Below are 19966 nucleotides of genomic sequence, written 5' to 3' on the forward strand. Positions count from 1 at the left end.
TATATTATATAGTAGATTAGAAACTTAACTTTGTGTATAAAAAAAACTTTTTCTGTTAAAAAAGTTTTTGAAATTATTCTATACCCATAATAAATGTGTAAACTTCTTGTCCACCTTCGACTACTTCGTATTCAACATCATAGTTCTCATCTAAATATTTCCTTAGATCACTTATGTCTTTGAATGAAGCATCTAATCCAGTGAAGATGGTAATTATCTCAGTTTTAGAGGTTATGTATTTTGCTAATGACTTTGTAAAAATATCCTTTAATGAATTAGCTGCAAATGTAATTTTTTTATCAACAATTATCATGTATTGATCTTTAGAAATTTTAACACCATCGATCACTGCATCTCTAGCAGCTTTGTTTATTGATACGGAAGTAACAGACTTAATTGCCTTATTGATATTTGATTCGTTTTTCTTAGGAGTTTCATCAGGATCTAATGATAAATACCCAGTAATTCCTTGGGGAATAGTTTTAGTTTCTAAAACAACAACCTTAGACATTTTTTCCAAATCTTTTGCCTGTTTCGCTGCTAATAATACGTTTGCATCATTTGGAAAAATATAAACTACTTTTGCGTCTACTTTTTGAATTGCTTTTAGAAAATCTTGTGTTGAAGGGTTCATTTTAGGACCACCGTCAATTACAAAATCAATATTCAGTTCTTCTTTGAAGTATTTTTGCATTTCTTTTGAGCGAACTACCGCAATTGTTGCGAATGGATTAGAAAGCATACGTTGTCCTTGTGCTGCTTTATTAGCTTCGCTTCCATTACTAGAAGTATCGTTTACGTGTTTTTCAGCCTGCAAGTTCATGTTTTCCACTTTAATGGTCTTGAATTCACCAAACTGTTGAAGATATGTAAGTATTTGTCCTGGCATAAGTGCATGTGTGTGTACTTTTAAAATGTCATTGTCTATTACAGCAACTATAGAAGTGTTACCGTATTGTTCGAATGTACTTCTAACTGTATTTACGTTCAATTTATCAATCAATTCATCATTTAATATAACAATTGCCTCAGTACAATAGCCAAACTCATCTTCGATAACCATATCGATATTTCCACCAGTATTTTCTTCAAGTTTTTTTGTTTTAGCGATCGGTTTGTTAGTTTTAGCGAAGTGTTGCATACCTTCTAAAAATTTTACTAGCCCGTATCCACCGCTATCAACAACACCAACTTCTTTCAATGGTGGTAATAAGTCGGGTGTACCTTCTAGTGATGTGTTTGCTCTTTTTATAGTTTTATCTCAAAACTCTTTAATGTCCATCTCATTGTCTTCGATCGAATTAACAAAATCACTTGTCTCTCTTATAACAGTTAAAATTGTACCCTCAACTGGTTTCATAACAGCTGCATAAGCTACTTCTTTAGCTTGTTTAAATGCTACTTTTCATGTTTCAAGATTAAGTTGTTCTTTATCTTTCATCCCGTTTGAGAATCCTTTGATAATTTGTGAAAAAATAACACCTGAATTACCACGAGCTCCCATAATTAGACCCCTTGAAAACTTTGACATTAATGACCCGATACTGTCAAAGTCACCTTGACTAATTTCTGAATAACCATTAGTACAAGTTAAATTCATGTTTGTTCCTGTATCTCCATCTGGCACAGGAAAAACGTTTAATTTATCGATGTGAGGGTAATTATTGTAAATGTTATTTACACCACTCGTGATCATGCCTTTTAATAATTGCACTTCTTTCATAGTATTGTCACCTTCTATATTTTGTTTTAAATAAAATTAATTTTAAAAAAGTTGCAAAATTTTCTTTTGCAAGTATATGGTATTTATCTAGTTCTTTAGATGATTTCTAAATCATCAACCGCAATATCTACTATATAATTTCGCACAAACTGACTTAACTTTTCCAGTTCGTACTTTACACGTATTTGAACCTCATTGACAACGTCTCGGATGTTAACGCCATTAATTAAGATAATGTGAATTTTTGTTCTATAAATGTTATCTGTCATAGACATCTCAACAGCTTTATTAATATCGTTAGTTCTAATATCTAGATGAGACTTTGCAGAATAATTGGCAAAAGATACAACACCCGGAACAGTTACAACAGCATCTTTTATTGCTTCATATATTGCTTTATTTTCCATAAGCAAATCCCCCAAAAACCCTCGTTACTGCAAGGCTACATCGAAATCATGAATATCACAGCTTCAAACTAGTACTAAATTATTTTAGCACTTTAAAGTCAAATAAAATAGGTTATTTGTGATTTTTTTACTAATCGTAAATACTTATCTAACTTTGTAAAAAAGTTCAAGATAATTTTAATTTTGTAAAAATAACAAAATTTTCTTATATTTATAGCAATTTAGAGTTAAATAATGTATTATTAATTAGTCCGAGGTGAAATTATATGGCAAGAAAAGATAGTTTAACAGGAAAAGGACCATTATCTGGTAATTCAAGATCACACGCTATGAATTCAAATAAGAGAAAATGAAACCTTAACCTGCAGAAAGTTCGAGTTATGGACGAAAATGGTAAAGTTATGACTTTAAAAGTTTCAGCAAGAACTTTGAGAACTTTGAAAAAAAATAATCAATTAGCAAAATAAATATTATTCAAAAGCTTTTATATTTATTGATAAAAAACTTTATCAATTTATAAAAGCTTTTTTTATTTGGATATTAATAGAAAAAAATTTAAATTTGGTTAATAAGAGCAAAAAAAAGTAATTCAATTGAATTACTTTTTTTTATTTCAAAATGGTGCCCTCTGTCGGAGTCGAACCGACACGATTTTACTCGGCAGATTTTGAGTCTGCTGCGTCTACCAATTCCGCCAAGAGGGCAATTACCTATTTATTATATATAAATAATGAACATATTTGAAAAAAAATATTACAAATTGCTAAATCAAACTTACTTGTTAAAAATTATTATGGCAGGTTTAGATACAATAATATTTGCATCTTTATTCATGCTAAAGCAATTTGAATATGCTCGAGTTGAATAAGGTTCTAAGATAAGATTCTGAACCTCATATTTTAAGTTTTCAATTGTTACAGTTGTGTTTTCGATCGCAAACAATGTTATATAGGTATAATCTTGAAATTGGTTAAATAATATTTTATTACTTCCGACTTTTAATTTAAAAATGTAACTATTGTCATTCAAAATTTTAACATCATCTCTTAGCACAAAATCTATAACACTTAAATTCATATCCATTCTTTTAGTGGGTTTGCAAATGAAGATTATCTCGCTGTAATCAAGAGTTTTAGCAAGTTTTATAGCTTCTTTACCATCTAGTCAGTCCTTTTGTGCATCTAAAATAGTTAGACTCTCTGCGTTTTTTTCAATTAGTTTCATTTCATTTTCTTCAACATTATCAAAGTCGCTAACAGCAAAACTCAACTTTATGTTTTTATTGATGATGTCAATGCATCCTCTTTCAACACCAATAAAAATAGAGTTTTTATCAACTAAAGAAAGATTCAGGTTGTTCTCACAGGTCACTATAAAGACTCTATTTTTCAAGTAACTCAACTCTTTCACATAATTCTGCAGTATCACCATTTACTAAGAAACTTCCTGCCACCAACATATCAACCCCGGCCTCTTTAACAAGTATTGAAGTCTCGGCATTTATACCACCGTCCACTTCAATCAAGTACTTATAATTATTTTTTTCCCTAAGTTTTACTAGTGATTCAATTTTTTCTATAGATGCATTTAAAAATACTTGTCCACCAAATCCAGGATAAACACTCATAACTAAAACATTATCTAATTCTGGTAGATAACTTTGTATCTCATCCACGCCTGTATCTGGGTTAATTGCCAATGATGATTTTATATTATGTTTTTTACAAACTTTTATAAAGTCCTTTATTTGTAAATCTGTTAATGATTCATAGTGAACTGAAATTTGATTAGTTCCCGCTTCAATGAATGGCTTTAGATATTCCTCTACAGATCAATTTAATATTTCCACCATTAAATGAACATCAATTTTAAAATTATACTTTTTATTTATATCCGCTAATATTTTAGGACCAAAAGTTAAATTTTTTACAAAGTGAAAATCCATAACATCGTAATGAAGTCATTTTATTCCAGCTTTTTGTAATTTTTCTAATTCGTTACCAAGATTCAAAAAATCTGCAGTTAATATACTTGTCGCTACACTATATTTTTTCATTAAAATCCTTTTCTTCTTTCATTCAATGCCAACTCCTGTTGCATTTTTAAATAATCTTCATATATAAATTTTGGAAACCTATCTTCAAAGACGCTTTTTATAATCTCACATCCTGGTGTATTCGGAATGTGAATACAGTTATTAAATTTACATTTATTCAGATTCGAAGCAAAGAATGCATAACTATGTGCAAGCTGATATCGGTCAATATCTTTTAATTCAAATGATGAAAATCCTGGTGTGTCTCCAATAAAGCCTTTTTTATAAGTAAATAACTCATTCTTCGTCGTAGTGTGTTTACCTCTATTTAACGCCTTAGAGATTTGTTGTGTTTTCTCAAATAAATTAGGAATTATATGATTAAGAGTTGTTGATTTTCCAGCTCCAGTTTGTCCAGTGAAAACAGAAACTTTCCCCTCTAATGAGGCAGTGAATCTATTTCATTCTGTATCAGTATCTATCATATTGTTTATAAGAAATGTTTGATACCCTATTTTTTGATAATCTTTTGCAATTTCTCAAACAGCACTAGAACTTTCTAACAAATCAACTTTAGTAAATGCTAAAATTGGTTTTATTTTTAAATACTCAACAAAAGCAAGATATTTATTCAAAGTATAGGAATTGAAATCGGGTTCCTTAACTGATGTAACAATTACAACTTGGTCTACATTGGTAATCCTTGGTCTGTATAGTTGATTTTTTCTTTCTTCTATTGAAGTTATTTGACCTTTGTGGTTTTCTTGGTCAATAATTTCAAATATAACATTATCACCGGTTGCTGGTGTTTGATTGATATGTCTTAGTTTACCTTTTGCTTTGCATTCATATAGGTTGCCTTCAAAACTAATGTAAGCATACTCACTTACTATTTTTAAAATTCTTCCCTTTAACATTTAAATAACCATAGCAACCACTAATGCTATCAATAGTAATAATGCTAGAAGCAATGAAGTTATGATGAACTTGTTTTTCAATATAAATGGTAATTTTTCAACCGCTGTTCCTAACTTAATATGTAGTGAGCCCCTATCTGTATGAATAGTATTTTTCAAATGATATACATAAGGTTTTGGTGCATCTGTAATTTTGACACTCATTAAATCCAACTGAACTTCTTTCATAGAGAAATATCTATTATCCGGGTCTTTTTCAATCATTCTTAGTATTATATTTTCTAAACTTTGAGGAATTGTCGGATTAATCAGCCTAGGTGCCGTAGGTTTTTCTTTAATGTGCTTAGTTGCGATTTTTTTTGCATCCTTTGCTAGAAACGGGGCAACCCCTGTTGAAAACTCATACAACATAATACCTAATGAATAGATGTCGCTTCTTGGTGTTGCCTTTTTTGCTTCAATCACTTCGGGTGGCATATACTTTGGTGTTCCAATGGCCTTGGCTGCTTCACTAGTGAATCCTTCCATTACAGATATTCCAAAATCCCCTAATTTTACTTCGCCACTTTGTGTTAGAAGTACATTATCTGGTTTTATGTCACGATGAACAATTCCTAAATTATGAGCTGCCTGAAGTGCATCACATAAATTTCCAAAATAGTATTTTATTTCTTTTAGTGTCATTGCACCTTGTCTTTGTAATTTGTCTTTTAAAGTTCCGCCTTCAACACACTCTAAAATAATAAATCACTCGTCACCGGATTGAAAAAAATCAAAAAGTTGAACTACATTAGCATTTGAACTTAACTTAGCAAAAGCTTCTTTTTCGATTTCAAATCTTTCTTGGCCAGTTTGCTTAACTATTATTTCGGGTGCAACTACTTTTACCGCAACCATTTTCTCTGTAATTATATCGAAAGCTTTATAGACCGATGCCATTCCACCTTTACCAATAGGTGAAACAACTTCGTATCTCTCCGCCAACAATTGACCCACTTCGTAATTTCGCACACAAAAACCTCCCTTTGTCAAGATTATAATAACAAAAAAGTAGAGTTAATGTGTTACTCTACTTCAATAATTAAAATTGATAAATTATCTGTGGAAACATTGTCTTTAGCATCTTCTATGATGGTATGTGCTTTTTCTTTTAATTTTATTTTTCTGTTTGATAAAGTTGCAGCAACAATGTCTTCATCGATATAATCGTGAACTCCATCAGAAGTTAGCATATAAACACCGGTTGGACTATCAATATAATAGGTATCTATTCTCAACGTTTTTTGCGGTCCTAATGCACTTGTTAAAACTTTTCAAAAAGTAATGTCATTAGCTCGTTCGTATAATCCAGACATTTGTATATCCTTGCGCTCGGCCTCTGGCGTTGAGTTTCAAAGATTTTGATCTTGTGATATTTGGAATAGCTTGTCATCAACTAACTTATATGTTCGAGAGTCTCCAATATTTATAACGAATGCACTACCTTGAGTGAATAAAATAGCTGTAAGAGTAGTTCCCATATCTCTTGTTTCGAAATGATCATTAGAGTACTCGACCATTTCATTTAATATTTCACTGACTGAGTTTCTTAGTCATCTGTTTATAGCCTTTTGGTTCATACCTGAAAAGTTCTGTTTTTTAAATAAATCGACGAATTTTTCAACCGCTATTTTTGAGGCAACCTCTCCATGAGCGTGTCCACCCATTCCGTCGCACACTATTCCGAAAGCATCACCATTTTTATTTGTACAAAAATCTAGATAGTCTTGGTTTGCTTTACGATAATTTCCAATATCAGTTAGTAATGTATGTTTAAATTTCATTTTTAATGACACCTTCTCTTTTAGCTCTCAATTGACCACAAGCAGCATCAATATCCGCACCAAACTCTTTTCTAACGATTGCATTTACACCGTGTTTCTTTAATATCTTAAAAAATTGATCAACTTTTGTAGATTTTCTATATGGATTTTCTTCTACTTCATTATATGGTATTAAATTTACATAAGCATTTATACCCTTTATTAATTTCGCTAACTCATGAGCGTGTTCTGGAAGATCATTAACATCATCAATTAGTATATACTCAAATGTTACCCTTCGATTTGTAACATCAATATAATACTTAACAGCATCAAGAAGTTGATTTATGGGGAAAGCCCTATTAATCGGCATGATTTTGTTTCTTACTTCATCATTAGGAGCATGAAGAGATATAGCTAAATTTACCTGAGTTTTTAAATCTGCGAATTCTTTTATTTTTGGTACAATACCGCAAGTTGAAACTGTTATATGCCTTGCCCCTATTTCAAAGCCTTTAGGGTCATTTATAATTTTAAGGAATTTGATAACATTATCATAATTGTCCATAGGTTCTCCAATACCCATAACAACTATATGGCTAACACGTCCCCTAGGATTTAAAGGATCATCTTTATATTTTTCCTTAAGTAAAATATTTATAGCATAGATTTGTCTCACTATTTCATCAACAGTTAAATTTCTTTCGGTCTTAATTAATCCAGAGGCACAGAATTTGCATGACATTTTACAACCAACTTGTGTAGTAACGCAAACTGACTGTCCGTATTTTTGAGGCATTAAAACGGTTTCAATACTTTTTTTATCATCTAGCATGAATAATATTTTTATTGTTCCATCTTTTGACTCTTCGGTTATTAAATCATTTAAAAGTTTGGTCTCAAAATTACTCGTTAAAAAATCTCTTAAGTCTTTACTTAAGTTTGTCATATTAGCAAAATTTGTTTCTAATTTAACATAAAGCCAATCGTAAATTTGGTTTGCCGAGAATTTTTTAAACCCATTTTTTTCTAGTATATCTTGTAAGTCTGATATTGTGTACTTGAATATATTTTCTTTTCTCATAAAATTGCTCCAAATTATATTTTAACATACAATAACCTAGGCTTTAAACGGATTATTACATTTACTCCCGCTATTAATAATGTTTTATAAGAAAGATGTTTATCTTAAAAACTATATGGTACAGGGATCAAAAAAACAAGTTAATAATAAATATTAAGAAGTTATACCTTTTGTTTGACTAGTTTACAAATATAAAAACCATCACTATTGTTTTCAAACCCGAATAATTGTCTTTCATAAATCAATTTGATATCTGGGTGGTTTGTAATAAATTCTTTTATTTGATGTTCATTTTCGTCTTTGTTAATTGTGCAAGTGGAATAAACTAAGGTAGAGTCTTTTGACATACAGCTATACGCTGTTTCCAATAAAGTTTTTTGAGTTTCCAAAAGTTTTTGAACCTCTTCTTTCGAAAACTTATGTAACTTTATTTCTGGTTTCTTTCTTATAACACCGTAACCCGAACAAGGAGCATCAAGCAATATGTAGTCATACTTTATGTTCGATAAATGTGCTGAGTCAGTAAAGTGCAATTTAATATTTTTCAAATCTAATCTATTGATGTTATCCTCTAGGGTTTTTTTCTTTTTGATATTTAGTTCATAGCCATCTATCTCACCGTCATTTTGCATCAATTCAGCTATATGTGTTAACTTACCTCCGGGTGCACAACACATATCAAGAACCCTAGATTTTGGTCTAGGATTCAATACTTCAACGGCTAATGTACTTGCTTGATCTTGAATTGTAATAAATCCGTTTTTATAAATATCTAGATTCATTACTTTTTCTTTTGTAATAAATGAGTTTTTTGCAAGATTTGACTTCTCAAAAGAAAAAACAGATTTGTAAGTGCTTACAAATTCCTCAATAGAGATCTTCGTTACATTTACTCTAAAAGATATTGGTGGAATCTTATTTGAAAATTCAACTAACTGATTTGCAATTTCTTCACCATAATCGTCTTTCCACTTTTTATATAGCCAAAAGGGATAACCATTTCTTAATGCCAAGACGTTTTGCTTATTCTTAATATTTATTTCATAAAGTTTATCGTCATTTAGATTTTTAACTACTTTGTTAACTAAACCTACTTTTCGTAAATCAATTTTTTTGCAAATTTCTGCGGCTTCATTAGTGACTGAATGAATTGGAGTATTAAGGTACTTTATTTGATATAAGCTTAATCATAATAATATTTGAATATTTTTTGGAGTCTTTTCTTGGTCTATTATTTTGTTGACAATATACTCGAGATAAATTTTATATTGAATAGTGCCGTATACAAGCTTAAACACAAAAGCTATGTCAATATTAGACATAGCTTTTTCTTTGGCAACTTTGTTCAAAAGTTTATTTGAAAATTGCTTTTTTTCAAAAACATCAATTAAAATGTCGAAAGCTACTTTTCGAGGGTTCATTATATTAAAACTCCCTTTGCTCGATACTAAAGAAATTAACATCAATCATAAAGTGTTCAACGATAGAGTCTATAAAATCACTATTATCAAGTATTTCGATGTCTTCACTCGCAAGAACATGTGCATATGTTTTATCTGTTAGTATATCCACTAGGTAGTCATGAAAACTAAAGTTTGATATTTTTTGTTTAATTCCTAGATTTTCAACATTTTCTTTTCAATTTTCTACAAAAAAAGAATACTGGTCTTTTACTAATTTTTCTACTTTATTTCTCAATGAGTGATAATAACTTTTTTCGTACGGTATATCCAATGTATTTTCTTTAGTTAAAACCTCTTTAACTTTTGCAACTGCATTTTCCACACTATCGATTTCTATTACATATTGGTATTTATGTTTTAAAGGTATTTCAAGAAGCGCTTTATCTAGACGTTGCTTAATTATAGATTCTTGCTCAGTCCCTCTTCTTCTTAATCTTTGCTCTAGAGATTTCAAACTTGGAGGCATTAGAAAGATAGAAATTAAATCTTCTTTTTTTTCTTTTTTCAAAACTTGAGTAGCACCAACCACTTCAATTTCTAATATAACATTTTCCCCATTTTTGATTTTCTCATAAACTGATTTTCTTGGCGTTCCATAGAAATTACCTATAAATTCCGCATATTCTATTAACTCATTATGTTGGATTGCATCCTCAAATGTTTCTTTGTCTACAAAATAATAATCCACACCATCAATTTCTCCAGGTCTTGGAGCACGTGTTGTCATTGATATAGATTGTACTAAATTTAGACTCTTATCCTTACTTATGGCCTTGTTGACCGTCCCTTTACCTACACCTGATGGTCCTGATAAAATAATAATTTTACCCTTTTTATTCATCGCTAATGCCCTCTTTTTCTAATCTAAATACATAAAGAAATTTATTTTTGTATTGCTTAAACTTTAATAGTTTTAATAATTCAATTTTATTTAATTCTAATTCGTTTTCTGATTCTGTAATGACTATACCATAATTATTTAAAATCGAATCTTGCAAAACCAACTCAAAGAAAGTATAGTAATACTCGGTTTTGGCAAACGGAGGATCTAAATATATCAAATCCACTTTTATTGACTGTTTTTTTAAATATTTCATTAAATCAACAAAATCTAAATTCAAAAGTTTATAACTATTAGCATCAATGCCTTTCAAATTTTGTTCGATAACTTTTAAAGCCGGTTTATAATGATCATTTATGTATGCATATTTAATGCCGCGTGATAAACCTTCAATTGAAAGAGCGCCACTACCACCAAATAAATCTAAACTAATTTTATTATCCATAATAAAATAATTATCTAAGATATTGAACATATCTTCTTTTACTCTTGCTGTAGTTGGTCTTGTGTTCAACCCTTCAAGTGTTTTTAATTTTCTTCTTCTGTATTTTCCACTAATTACATGCATAATTTCACCATCATTAAATAATTATACTAAATATCTTTATTTATAATGATTATTATCAAAAAATAAAAATAGGTTATAATTATTTTTGACTAGGAGTGGACTATGAAATTAGATTTAAATAAAGATTTGCTACAAAAAGATATTCCATCTAACAAATGGTTATGAAAAGATACACAACCAGAAGTAATTAGGAACAAATCTATTGATGTGGATTTGCCATTATCTAAAGATAATGAAGTTATAATGAAAAAATTGATTGATTTTGTAAGATATTCACAAGATCGTGAACTTAATAATCCGACAAATGAAGACTATTTAAGACCAGCTGTTGGGCTAGCTGCTCCTCAAATTGGGAGTAATACAAATATGTTCTTTGCTCGTTTTGAATGAGATATTCAAAATAACGAAGTTGAAGAATTTGCGATGGTTAACCCCAAAATAATAGCCAGAAGTGAGCAAATATGCTGTTTAAATGGTGGCGAAGGATGCCTAAGCGTTGATATAGACAAAAAAGGAAATGTACCTAGAAATTATAAAATAAAAGTTACTGGTTACGATTGATTACAAAAAAAAGAAGTTGAACTTGATTTAAGGGGTTATCACGCAATTGTGTTTCAACACGAGATAGAACACAACCAAGGCGAACTTTACTATGACAAAATTAATAAAAACAATCCCGATTTCGTTGAGGATGAGTGAATAATTATATAAAAGTGCTTTGCACTTTTTTTACTTTTTTTAAAAAACTTAGGTTTTAAAATGCATTTTTGTTAAAATAAATCTAACGGAATTCTTAATAAATCATTAAACACATAATAATTGAGATAAAACAAGTTAATATAAGTATTTTATTTTTTTTGTGTGTAATGATTTGAATTAGTTATTTTTTAATGAAGGAGAAAAAATGGAACAAAAAGAAAAGATAACATCTAGCATCGTAGCAGATCTAGAAAAAAAAATAGAAGTAAAAAAATTAGCAGATAATAAAACACCTAATAAGAAAAAAATGGAACACGCACCGTTTCCGACTAAGGTATTCGCTTTAGGGGGGCTGGAAGAAGTTGGTAAAAACACTTATTGTATAGAGTATGATGATGAAATTATAATGTTGGATGCAGGGGTTAAATTTCCTGATGCAACGCAACTTGGCGTAAGTGCGGTTATTCCCGATTATAGCTATTTAGTGGAAAATAATATAAAAGTAAAAGCATTATTTATCACGCACGGGCATGAAGACCACATTGGTGGAATTCCACATTTACTACAACAAGTTGATATACCTGTTATATATGCACCAGAATTAGCTGCGGCTTTAATCAGAGATAGAATCAGAGAACACAAATTGCAAAATAAAACTGTTGTTAGAGAGTATGTTGAAAATGATGTGTACTCGACTAAAAATTTTGTAATTCAGTTTGCAGCAGTCAACCACTCAATTCCCGATGCATTCGGAATACACGTTACAACACCAAATGGAGCAATTTTCTCAACTGGTGATTATAAGTTTGACTGAACACCTTTAGGTCATTCTGCCAATATACAAAGAATGGCTAATTGAGGTAATGAAGGAATAGAATTGCTGATGTCAGACTCAACAAACGCTGAAGTTGAGGGTTACACTTTGGGTGAGAGAAAAGTAATTCAAAACATAGATGCCCATTTCTTAAAAGCTAAAGGAAGAATAATAATCGCTTCATTTGCTTCTAATGTACACCGTATTCAACATATTATAGAATTAGCAAATAAATATGGGAGAAGAATATTAGTTATTGGACGTAGTTTAGAAAGAATAATCAAAATCATACGACAAATGGGTCACTTAAATATAAACGATAAGATGTTCATAAAAGCAAATGATATTGACAATTTTCCAAAAAATCAAATTATGATTCTTTGTACCGGAAGCCAAGGTGAACCAATGGCTGCCCTATCTAGAATAGCACGTCTTGAACACCAAACAATAAAATTGATACCGGGTGATACAGTAATTATGTCTTCGTCACCAATACCAGGAAATAGAGCAGACGTTGAAAATATTGTTAATAAATTAACAAAAATAGGAGCAATAGTGATTGAGAATAATGGTGAACAAAAAATACATACATCAGGTCATGCCAGTCAAGAAGAGCAAAAATTACTATTCACATTGTTGAAGCCAAGATGTTTTATGCCAATGCATGGTGAGTTTAGAATGCTTAAAACACACGGAGAAACAGCTACAAAAGTAAATGTCAAACCACATAATGTGTTTGTTGTTGCAAATGGGGATCAAATTTTATTACATAATGGGACTGCAGAATTAGGCAAAAGAATACCTGCAGATGCAATATTTATTGATGGAAAAGATATGACAGGAAAAGCAAGTAATGTTATTAGAGAAAGAAATATTCTAAGTCGTGACGGACTTATGGCAGTTATAATATCTATTGACTCACAAGCAAATAGATTATCTGCACCACCAAGAATTGTCTCTAGAGGAAGTTTCTATGTTAGAGAAAGTGGAAATGTTATTGCTGAATCAATAAATATCGTTACACAAGCTGTTCAAAACGTTTTAAGTTCATCAAAACCAACTTTTGGAGCTATTAAAAAAGCTATCAAAGAATCATTATCACCATTCATTTTCAGATATAAGAGAAGAAATCCTTTAATTATACCGGTGATTTTAAATAAGAAGATAGAGGTTAAATAATATGAAAATCAAAAATAAGGAATTAAACTTATTCAGTATAACTTGGATGGGTTTTAGCTTTATTGCAGGAATAACATTCACTGCAAGCTTTACAACAATATTGGGTAAAGATAGTGTTGGAGGTCATATCTACTGAATATTTGCTCTAGAAGGCCTTATAGCATTTATGTGTGCATGAGCTTTTGGTAAATTAGTTCAAGTCCACCCTCAAGCAAATGGTGGTGGTAGTCAATATGCTAGAACTGCTTTTGGTAAATTTTGAGGACTATTGATGGGTATGTTAAATTACTCAGTTATACCACTTGTTGGTATGAATTTATTAGTATCAATGGTTAGACAAAATTTTGATGGTGGTGCAGTTGATTTAGTAGGCTTTAAAAATGGGGTCTTTACAGGAAGTTGAGGAAGTTGAGGAAGTTTATACTTAGACATAATAGCATTTGGTCTATTTATATTTGCTTCAACAGTGATCTTTTTTGGAATCAGAAAATATAAGGTTGTTGGGGTAGCTGTTGGTTACATCACTTGAACACTTACTCTTTTATTGATGATTCTAGGACTTGTTGCTGGTGGACTAAATTTATTTGGTAGTAGTCCAAATAATGGTTTATTAAATCATACAACAGGTATAAAATTAGGTTTTAAAAACTTCAGTAGTGCGTTTACAACCTGTTTCTTAGCTTATGGAGGCATAGAAACTTTTATTACTACAGGTAAAAATATCAAGAATAGAAGCAAAAACGTTCCATTAGCGATAATAATAATCCTAATAGCAACAACATTGTTTTACATTATTTTCACTTTGATTATAATGTTTGCAGTCACAGGTGACTTCAAAGGAAATCCTAATTTGCAAATATTCGATAACTTATCAAATAACGTTATCATAAAAAAATTTGGTGTTTGAATGATAATAGCTTGTACCTTGTTAATGAGATTTAATTCATCATTACAATTAACACTATTCGGTGGTTCAACTCTAGAACCATTGGCTAAACAAAGATTTATCCCTAAAAAACTAGAAAAAGAAAATGGAGAAAATGTACCTATTAATGGTGTAATCACTACAATAATTATCTCAATTTTAACTTCAGTCTTATTTATATTTATTCCAGATATCATCCAAGGTGTAACTGGTAAGCCAACACCGTTTGATTATGCAACATTAGCGAGCGCCGCATCTATAGTTCTTATAAGTATTTATTACTTGATTATTCCAGTAGTACTTGTTCAAGGCTTTAGGAAAAAAATCAAACTTAAGATTTGAGAATATATTGGATGAATTTTAACTATGGGAGTGTTGACATTCATTATTGTAATGTACTTTATCGATCTATTTTCAACACTTGCAAATCCTTACAAGGACGGAGTATTCTTAATTCAACCAGTTCTTGCAAGCACTTTCCAATTAGTCTATTTGTTTGCAATAATTCTAGTAGCTTTATACTTATACTTTGTTTATCACAAAAAACAAATGAAGTTATTGAGCACTAACAAAGAAGAACTCAAAAAGTTACAAGAATACGAGAAAGTATTTGTAATTTTTGAAAAAGACACAATTATAAAAAACAAAAATTCTTCTGTTTAAAAACAGAGAATTTTTTTAATGTTTTTTAAAGGTAAAAGTAATATAATATTACTTAAAGTAGGAGGAAATTATGAAGAAATTTGTCGCATTAGTATCTACTATTTCACTATCTGCAAGCAGTGTTGCTTCACTACTTCCTAAACAAATGACTAAATTATCAAAAATAGATAAATCTCAAGGACCAATAAAAAAAATAATAAAAACTTATGAGTATAGTTATGATTTATCGTCTTTTTATTTAGATATAAGTAAAGATGGGAAAGGTACGTATAATATGAATAACGAACCATTAGAGCCATTGATTAATAAAATAAAACAAGAGTTCAAAAACAAAGGTTGAAGTGACTACAAATTAATAAATATTGAGTCGTTTATTTCTAATTTGGATACAAACCCAAAACAAAAAACAATGTTTGAAAAGGTTAATGATTTACTTAAAGATGATAATTTAAAAGTTGAGAGACAATATTTGGATGTCGATAAAGATGATTCAGGTCTAGATGATGCTTATTATTTTTCAATAAGAGCAGATTTCAAAACTAATAATCAGGTACCGAACCAAGTAAAAGGTGTCAAACTTTCTTCTTTTCCTAATTATCGTCCATATAGATTGAAAGATTTTTTAAAATTATTTACAAACAAATTGACCTTCGAGATAGATACACAAATTTATATGGATCACACAGATGAAAAAATGGAAGCTCCAATTGTCCTTAAATATGAGGGTATAGTTTGATATGCTGAACAAATAATAGATAAGTTTAAAGATAATTTTGGAGGTATATTGCAAGAAACATTAAATTATATCAACAGTAAGTTGAAAATAAATTTGGAAAAAATCGATAAAGAAGTAAACATCTACGAAGCAAATTATGATAAAAACTCTGATAAATTTAGTAAAGGTTCTAAACTACCACCTTTAACTAAGCTTGACCCTTCAATATATCCTTATTTCTATTGTGCAATTACAAGCAAAGATGAAGCAATAGGTACATTCTATATGCTTTTAAAAAATTATAATAAATAAAATTTGCTATGCAAATTTTTTTATTTTTCACTAAAATTAACGAAACAAGTTTTCCGTATGTAAGGTATTATTTAGGAGCACACATAGTTTCAAGGAAACTTCTTGAATTAATATAAATAACTTATAAATAAGTAAGAATAAATATTATAATATTTCAAAGGAGGTGAGTTAATGAAAGATTACAACATATCAGGTTTGCGTACTTTAACAGTAATAGCGAATATATTTGGTATTATCGGAGCTGTATTGGGATGTGGAGTATTGGTTTACTACATGAGACTTGGTTGACAAAATGAAATGTCTGCAGTTATTGCAGCTGCGCTATATGCATTAATCGCATTAGTTCTTGTAACAAACATTGTTTTTTGTTCAATTATTATCAATTTTGTGAGAACAACAGATGACATCACATTTATAAACAATAGATACATACTAATATTATTCTCATTAACTGCTGGTGGTTTAATTACGCCATACATATTAATGAAATTACCAAATATAGATATAAAATCAACAATAACACCAAGAATATTTATTTCAAGAGGTTATGGTATAAGTGCACTAATAGCAGGTGGCGCAGCATTGATTGTGTTTTTAACACAAATTTCAATAAAAAGCGGATTCAATATTATACAAGAAAACCAACAAAATCAAATTATAGGTTACACAACCATAGGAATTAGTGCACTAATTCTATTTTGAGGGGTTTTAAATACAAGTTTATTTATGGGAACAGTTGCTATTGAAAAATATGAACAAAAAGGTTTTAGAAGAGGCTTCATGAATTTTGTCTCAACAATGAACCTAATATTTGCGACAGTAACTTTAATATATATCATATTAGCTTCAATAATAAACATTTTATCAGCTATCGGAAGTTTATTTGATAGAAATAGAGGAATATTTGCATCACTATTTAACACAGCTTATGTGGCACTTACAATTATGATGCAGGCATTTGTTATTTTCACAGCTTTCAAAACAATTAAAGGGATTTGAAATTCTCAAGGAGTTGTTGAATACAATAACTATTCAAAACTTGCTGAAAAACAAAACTCAGTCGAAATGAATAGAAATTAGTTATATAAAATCAAAAAGACGTTAGTCTTTTTTTTATACATAAAATTAAATAATTTTATGTAAGGGTTTCGAAACACTGTTATAAAAAAGTCTCTAAGTAATTAGAGACTTTTTTAAAGAAATTCATTTATTTGATTTATTTTCAAATAAAGTTATTCTAATTACAATGATCAAAAACTTACTCTCATACTTAAAGGTAGATGAAAATTAAAAGATTAATGATAATGGTAAATTTAAAGTTTGATTATTATTACTATCAAATAATTTCTTTGCAATTAAAAGATTATCATCGATAATCAGCGCCCTGAATATATAAAACTCTAAAAACATCATACTTTTTTTTGTTTTGTAGTTGACAATTTTAGTAATGTTACTTTCTTTGTAGGAAATTAATAGATTGTTTTTATTAATATAAAAAATAGAAACAAACTCATTAGCTTTTTCTAATACATCTAACACTTCAAAATTTTTATTACATAGGGTTATCTCACCATTGCTTAAAATGATGTAATTATTTTCATAAACTAGAATTTGGTCTACATTTAAATTAACTTCTTTTAGGATCTCAAGATCAGGATTAGTAATAGCAACTTTATCATTTATTTTACCTAGAAGTGTACCATTATCAGTACCTAGTATTTGAAAATTACTAAATTTAGTGTTTGTTCCTAATATCATAGTTATCACTTCATTTTTTATTAAATAACTGACGATTTCTTTACCTTCAAAATATAAGTAATTTTGAATATAGTAATCATATTCCTCAATAATCTCAACATCACTAGAACAAGCAATAATAGCATTTGATAATAAGGGATTTGGGTTACCCATAAATACTCTGTCAATGTCTTGCTTGTTTTTTAAGTTTTCTAAAAATATACTTTTCTCAATTCTATAAAGTGAGCTTTTTTTATTTAAAAAACTGCTATCAACTAAGTATAAGTGATCGTTTCAATAAAAAAAGTTTGTTATTCATCCGCTATTATCAATCGTTCTCATTTTTCTTTTCATATCATGCATTCCATTCTTTTCTAGTATACATAAAAAAAATAGTGACTTTCACTATTTTTCTTTATTTATTTTGAATTGCTTCAACTCCTGGTAGAACCTTTCCTTCCATATATTCAAGAGAAGCTCCACCCCCTGTTGAAATATGTGTAAATTTCTCTGCAAAACCAAGTTGGATAGCTGCAGCTGCAGAATCACCACCACCAATTAAGGTAAATGATTTTTCTAAACCAGCTATTGCTTCACAAACACCAACTGTACCTTTTTTATAGTTTTCAAATTCAAATACTCCCATCGGTCCATTTCAAGCGACTGTTTTAGCATCTTTTAAAATATCTTGGAATAATTCTATAGATTTAGGTCCAATGTCAAGTCCCATTACATCGTTTGGTAGATCTACTCCAGAAACACTTCCTTGTATATCTTTAAATTCTTCGCAGTTTGAAGAATCTATTGGTAAAACTATTTTTCCGTTCGCTTTATCTAAATACTCTTTTGCCAATGCAACTTTATCCTCTTCACATAATGATTTTCCGATATTGTGGCCTTGTGCTTTGAAGAATGTGTAAGCCATTCCCCCTCCAATAATAATTTTGTCGGCTTTAGTTAATAAATTATCAATTACACCAATTTTATCAGATACTTTCGCACCACCAATTATAGCCACAAAAGGATGTTCTGGTGAATCGATACCTTTTCCTAACATTTCTAATTCTTTTTGTACTAAAAATCCTACACAGCTCTCTGAAATATTAGACGCTACACCTACATTTGAAGCATGTGCACGGTGAGCTGTACCAAATGCATCATTTACAAAAACGTCTCCAAGACTTGCTCAGTACTTACCTAATTCTGCATTATTTTTAGACTCATACTTAACAACTTCGTTGTCCTTAACGTCTTCAAAACGAGTATTTTCGAATAACAATAAATCACTTTCATTTAAATTTTTTATAGCTTGTTCAAGTTCTGCCCCTCTTGTTTCAGGAACAAACTTTACTGGTTTACCTGCTATTTCACTTAATCTTTTTGCTACAGGTGCTAGTGATTTTTTGCTTTTATCCGCTTCTTCTTTAATTCTACTTAGATGTGAAAATAGTACAATTTTGGCTTTATTTTCTATTAGATAATTGATTGTTGGCATTGCTGCTTTGATACGATTATCGTCTGTGATAACTCCGTCTTTTATTGGAACGTTAAAGTCTACTCTAACTAAGACAGTTTTACCCTCCACTTGTATATCTCTTAATGTTTTTTTCATATTAATTCTCCTTTAATACCATATTATTTTAAAACAAATTTTCCTTAATTAAAATAAAATTTAGATAGGAAAATAAATTGTCACTACTCACTTTATGAAAGTTGATTATGTCTTCGTTTTTCATTAAGTTTTTTCTGTTAGGTTTGTAAAACTTTTTTCAGGGTGTTTGTTCATGACAAATCTTTACAATGTCTCAAGTCTTTAACTTCATAAGAGATCTTATTATAACTTCACAGATTCTTACTTCATTGTTCCATAACTCAAAATATTTTTCATATAATTTTTCATCAAAATCTAATGGTACATTATTACCCTTATACTTTGTTTGTTCTTTCCATAGTTCATAAATTATGGGCCCCCATCTTCAAGTTTCGAAGTTTATGTTACATATAGGGGTACGGTAAAGTAAATAATAGGCATAGATAATATAAATAGTTTTTTGAATTTGAATTTGAGTAATCTTAAGATTT

19 protein-coding genes and 1 tRNA gene are annotated in these 19966 nt (G+C 29.7%); 6 read left to right on the plus strand and 14 right to left on the minus strand.

From position 1 onward, the window contains the following. Positions 1 to 73: 73 nt before the first annotated feature. Both AAHM92_RS04460 and AAHM92_RS04465 read right to left on the minus strand, forming a co-directional pair. The gene (locus tag AAHM92_RS04460) at positions 74 to 1723 is read right to left on the minus strand and encodes a DAK2 domain-containing protein (RefSeq protein ID WP_500222272.1); all 1650 of its coding nucleotides are present in this window, start codon (positions 1721 to 1723) and stop codon (positions 74 to 76) included. Positions 1724 to 1818: 95 nt separating this feature from the next. After that, positions 1819 to 2130: an Asp23/Gls24 family envelope stress response protein gene (locus tag AAHM92_RS04465; protein WP_023790005.1), complete on the minus strand. Its 312-nt coding sequence runs from the start codon at positions 2128 to 2130 to the stop codon at positions 1819 to 1821. Positions 2131 to 2396: 266 nt separating this feature from the next. Between AAHM92_RS04465 and rpmB the strand changes: the two genes are divergently transcribed. Further along, positions 2397 to 2597 carry a 50S ribosomal protein L28 gene (gene rpmB, locus AAHM92_RS04470; protein WP_500222273.1) on the plus strand — a complete coding sequence of 67 codons (201 nt, stop codon included), beginning with the start codon at positions 2397 to 2399 and terminating at the stop codon, positions 2595 to 2597. A 152-nt stretch (positions 2598 to 2749) separates the two neighbouring features. Here the strand turns inward: rpmB and AAHM92_RS04475 are convergent. The 10 genes from AAHM92_RS04475 to rsmD form a co-directional block, all read right to left on the minus strand. After that, positions 2750 to 2834 (minus strand) — tRNA-Leu (locus AAHM92_RS04475). A 70-nt stretch (positions 2835 to 2904) separates the two neighbouring features. Continuing rightward, the gene (locus tag AAHM92_RS04480; protein ID WP_500222274.1) at positions 2905 to 3522 is read right to left on the minus strand and encodes a thiamine diphosphokinase; all 618 of its coding nucleotides are present in this window, start codon (positions 3520 to 3522) and stop codon (positions 2905 to 2907) included. Continuing rightward, the gene (rpe, locus tag AAHM92_RS04485; protein ID WP_500222276.1) at positions 3512 to 4186 is read right to left on the minus strand and encodes a ribulose-phosphate 3-epimerase; all 675 of its coding nucleotides are present in this window, start codon (positions 4184 to 4186) and stop codon (positions 3512 to 3514) included. The genes AAHM92_RS04480 and rpe overlap by 11 nt, the downstream gene beginning before the upstream one ends. Continuing rightward, positions 4186 to 5082 (minus strand): ribosome small subunit-dependent GTPase A, encoded by an 897-nt coding sequence (gene rsgA / locus AAHM92_RS04490; RefSeq protein ID WP_500222277.1) that lies wholly within the window; start codon positions 5080 to 5082, stop codon positions 4186 to 4188. The genes rpe and rsgA overlap by 1 nt, the downstream gene beginning before the upstream one ends. After that, entirely contained in the window at positions 5083 to 6093 is a 1011-nt protein-coding gene (locus tag AAHM92_RS04495; RefSeq protein ID WP_500222278.1) for a serine/threonine protein kinase, read from the minus strand. Positions 6094 to 6146: 53 nt separating this feature from the next. After that, positions 6147 to 6905: a PP2C family protein-serine/threonine phosphatase gene (locus AAHM92_RS04500; RefSeq protein WP_023790017.1), complete on the minus strand. Its 759-nt coding sequence runs from the start codon at positions 6903 to 6905 to the stop codon at positions 6147 to 6149. Further along, on the minus strand, positions 6895 to 7968 hold the full coding sequence (rlmN, locus tag AAHM92_RS04505) for a dual-specificity RNA methyltransferase RlmN (protein ID WP_023790019.1): 1074 nt from the start codon (positions 7966 to 7968) through the stop codon (positions 6895 to 6897). The genes AAHM92_RS04500 and rlmN overlap by 11 nt, the downstream gene beginning before the upstream one ends. Positions 7969 to 8129: 161 nt before the next feature. Further along, positions 8130 to 9389: a 16S rRNA (cytosine(967)-C(5))-methyltransferase RsmB gene (gene rsmB / locus AAHM92_RS04510; RefSeq protein WP_500222280.1), complete on the minus strand. Its 1260-nt coding sequence runs from the start codon at positions 9387 to 9389 to the stop codon at positions 8130 to 8132. A gap of 4 nt (positions 9390 to 9393) precedes the next feature. Continuing rightward, a complete protein-coding gene (gmk, locus tag AAHM92_RS04515; protein WP_500222281.1) occupies positions 9394 to 10272 on the minus strand; it encodes a guanylate kinase in 879 nt (292 codons plus the stop codon). Further along, entirely contained in the window at positions 10265 to 10840 is a 576-nt protein-coding gene (gene rsmD, locus AAHM92_RS04520) for a 16S rRNA (guanine(966)-N(2))-methyltransferase RsmD (protein WP_500222283.1), read from the minus strand. The genes gmk and rsmD overlap by 8 nt, the downstream gene beginning before the upstream one ends. 102 nt (positions 10841 to 10942) lie before the next feature. Here rsmD and def point away from each other — a divergent pair, with 102 nt between their 5' ends. The 5 genes from def (at position 10943) to AAHM92_RS04545 (ending at position 17227) form a co-directional block, all read left to right on the plus strand. Next, positions 10943 to 11551: a peptide deformylase gene (gene def, locus AAHM92_RS04525; protein ID WP_500222284.1), complete on the plus strand. Its 609-nt coding sequence runs from the start codon at positions 10943 to 10945 to the stop codon at positions 11549 to 11551. Between the two features lie 193 nt (positions 11552 to 11744). Further along, complete coding sequence (locus AAHM92_RS04530) at positions 11745 to 13532, plus strand: ribonuclease J (protein ID WP_500222285.1); 1788 nt, start codon at positions 11745 to 11747, stop codon at positions 13530 to 13532. Between the two features lies 1 nt (position 13533). Beyond that, positions 13534 to 15120: an APC family permease gene (locus tag AAHM92_RS04535; protein ID WP_500222286.1), complete on the plus strand. Its 1587-nt coding sequence runs from the start codon at positions 13534 to 13536 to the stop codon at positions 15118 to 15120. A 70-nt stretch (positions 15121 to 15190) separates the two neighbouring features. Further along, complete coding sequence (locus AAHM92_RS04540; RefSeq protein WP_500222288.1) at positions 15191 to 16147, plus strand: hypothetical protein; 957 nt, start codon at positions 15191 to 15193, stop codon at positions 16145 to 16147. A 171-nt stretch (positions 16148 to 16318) separates the two neighbouring features. After that, entirely contained in the window at positions 16319 to 17227 is a 909-nt protein-coding gene (locus tag AAHM92_RS04545; protein WP_500222289.1) for a hypothetical protein, read from the plus strand. A gap of 207 nt (positions 17228 to 17434) precedes the next feature. Here the strand turns inward: AAHM92_RS04545 and AAHM92_RS04550 are convergent, their stop codons facing one another. Together AAHM92_RS04550 and AAHM92_RS04555 are read right to left on the minus strand one after the other, a co-directional pair. Next, positions 17435 to 18238, minus strand: a complete 804-nt coding sequence (locus AAHM92_RS04550; protein ID WP_500222290.1) for a hypothetical protein — start codon at positions 18236 to 18238, stop codon at positions 17435 to 17437. A 61-nt stretch (positions 18239 to 18299) separates the two neighbouring features. After that, positions 18300 to 19496, minus strand: a complete 1197-nt coding sequence (locus AAHM92_RS04555) for a phosphoglycerate kinase (protein ID WP_500222292.1) — start codon at positions 19494 to 19496, stop codon at positions 18300 to 18302. Between the last annotated feature and the right edge of the window lie 470 nt (positions 19497 to 19966).

Origin of the sequence: Spiroplasma endosymbiont of Melanargia galathea, assembly GCF_964031075.1 — a bacterium.
GTDB lineage: Bacteria > Bacillota_I > Bacilli_A > Mycoplasmatales > Mycoplasmataceae > Spiroplasma_A > Spiroplasma_A apis.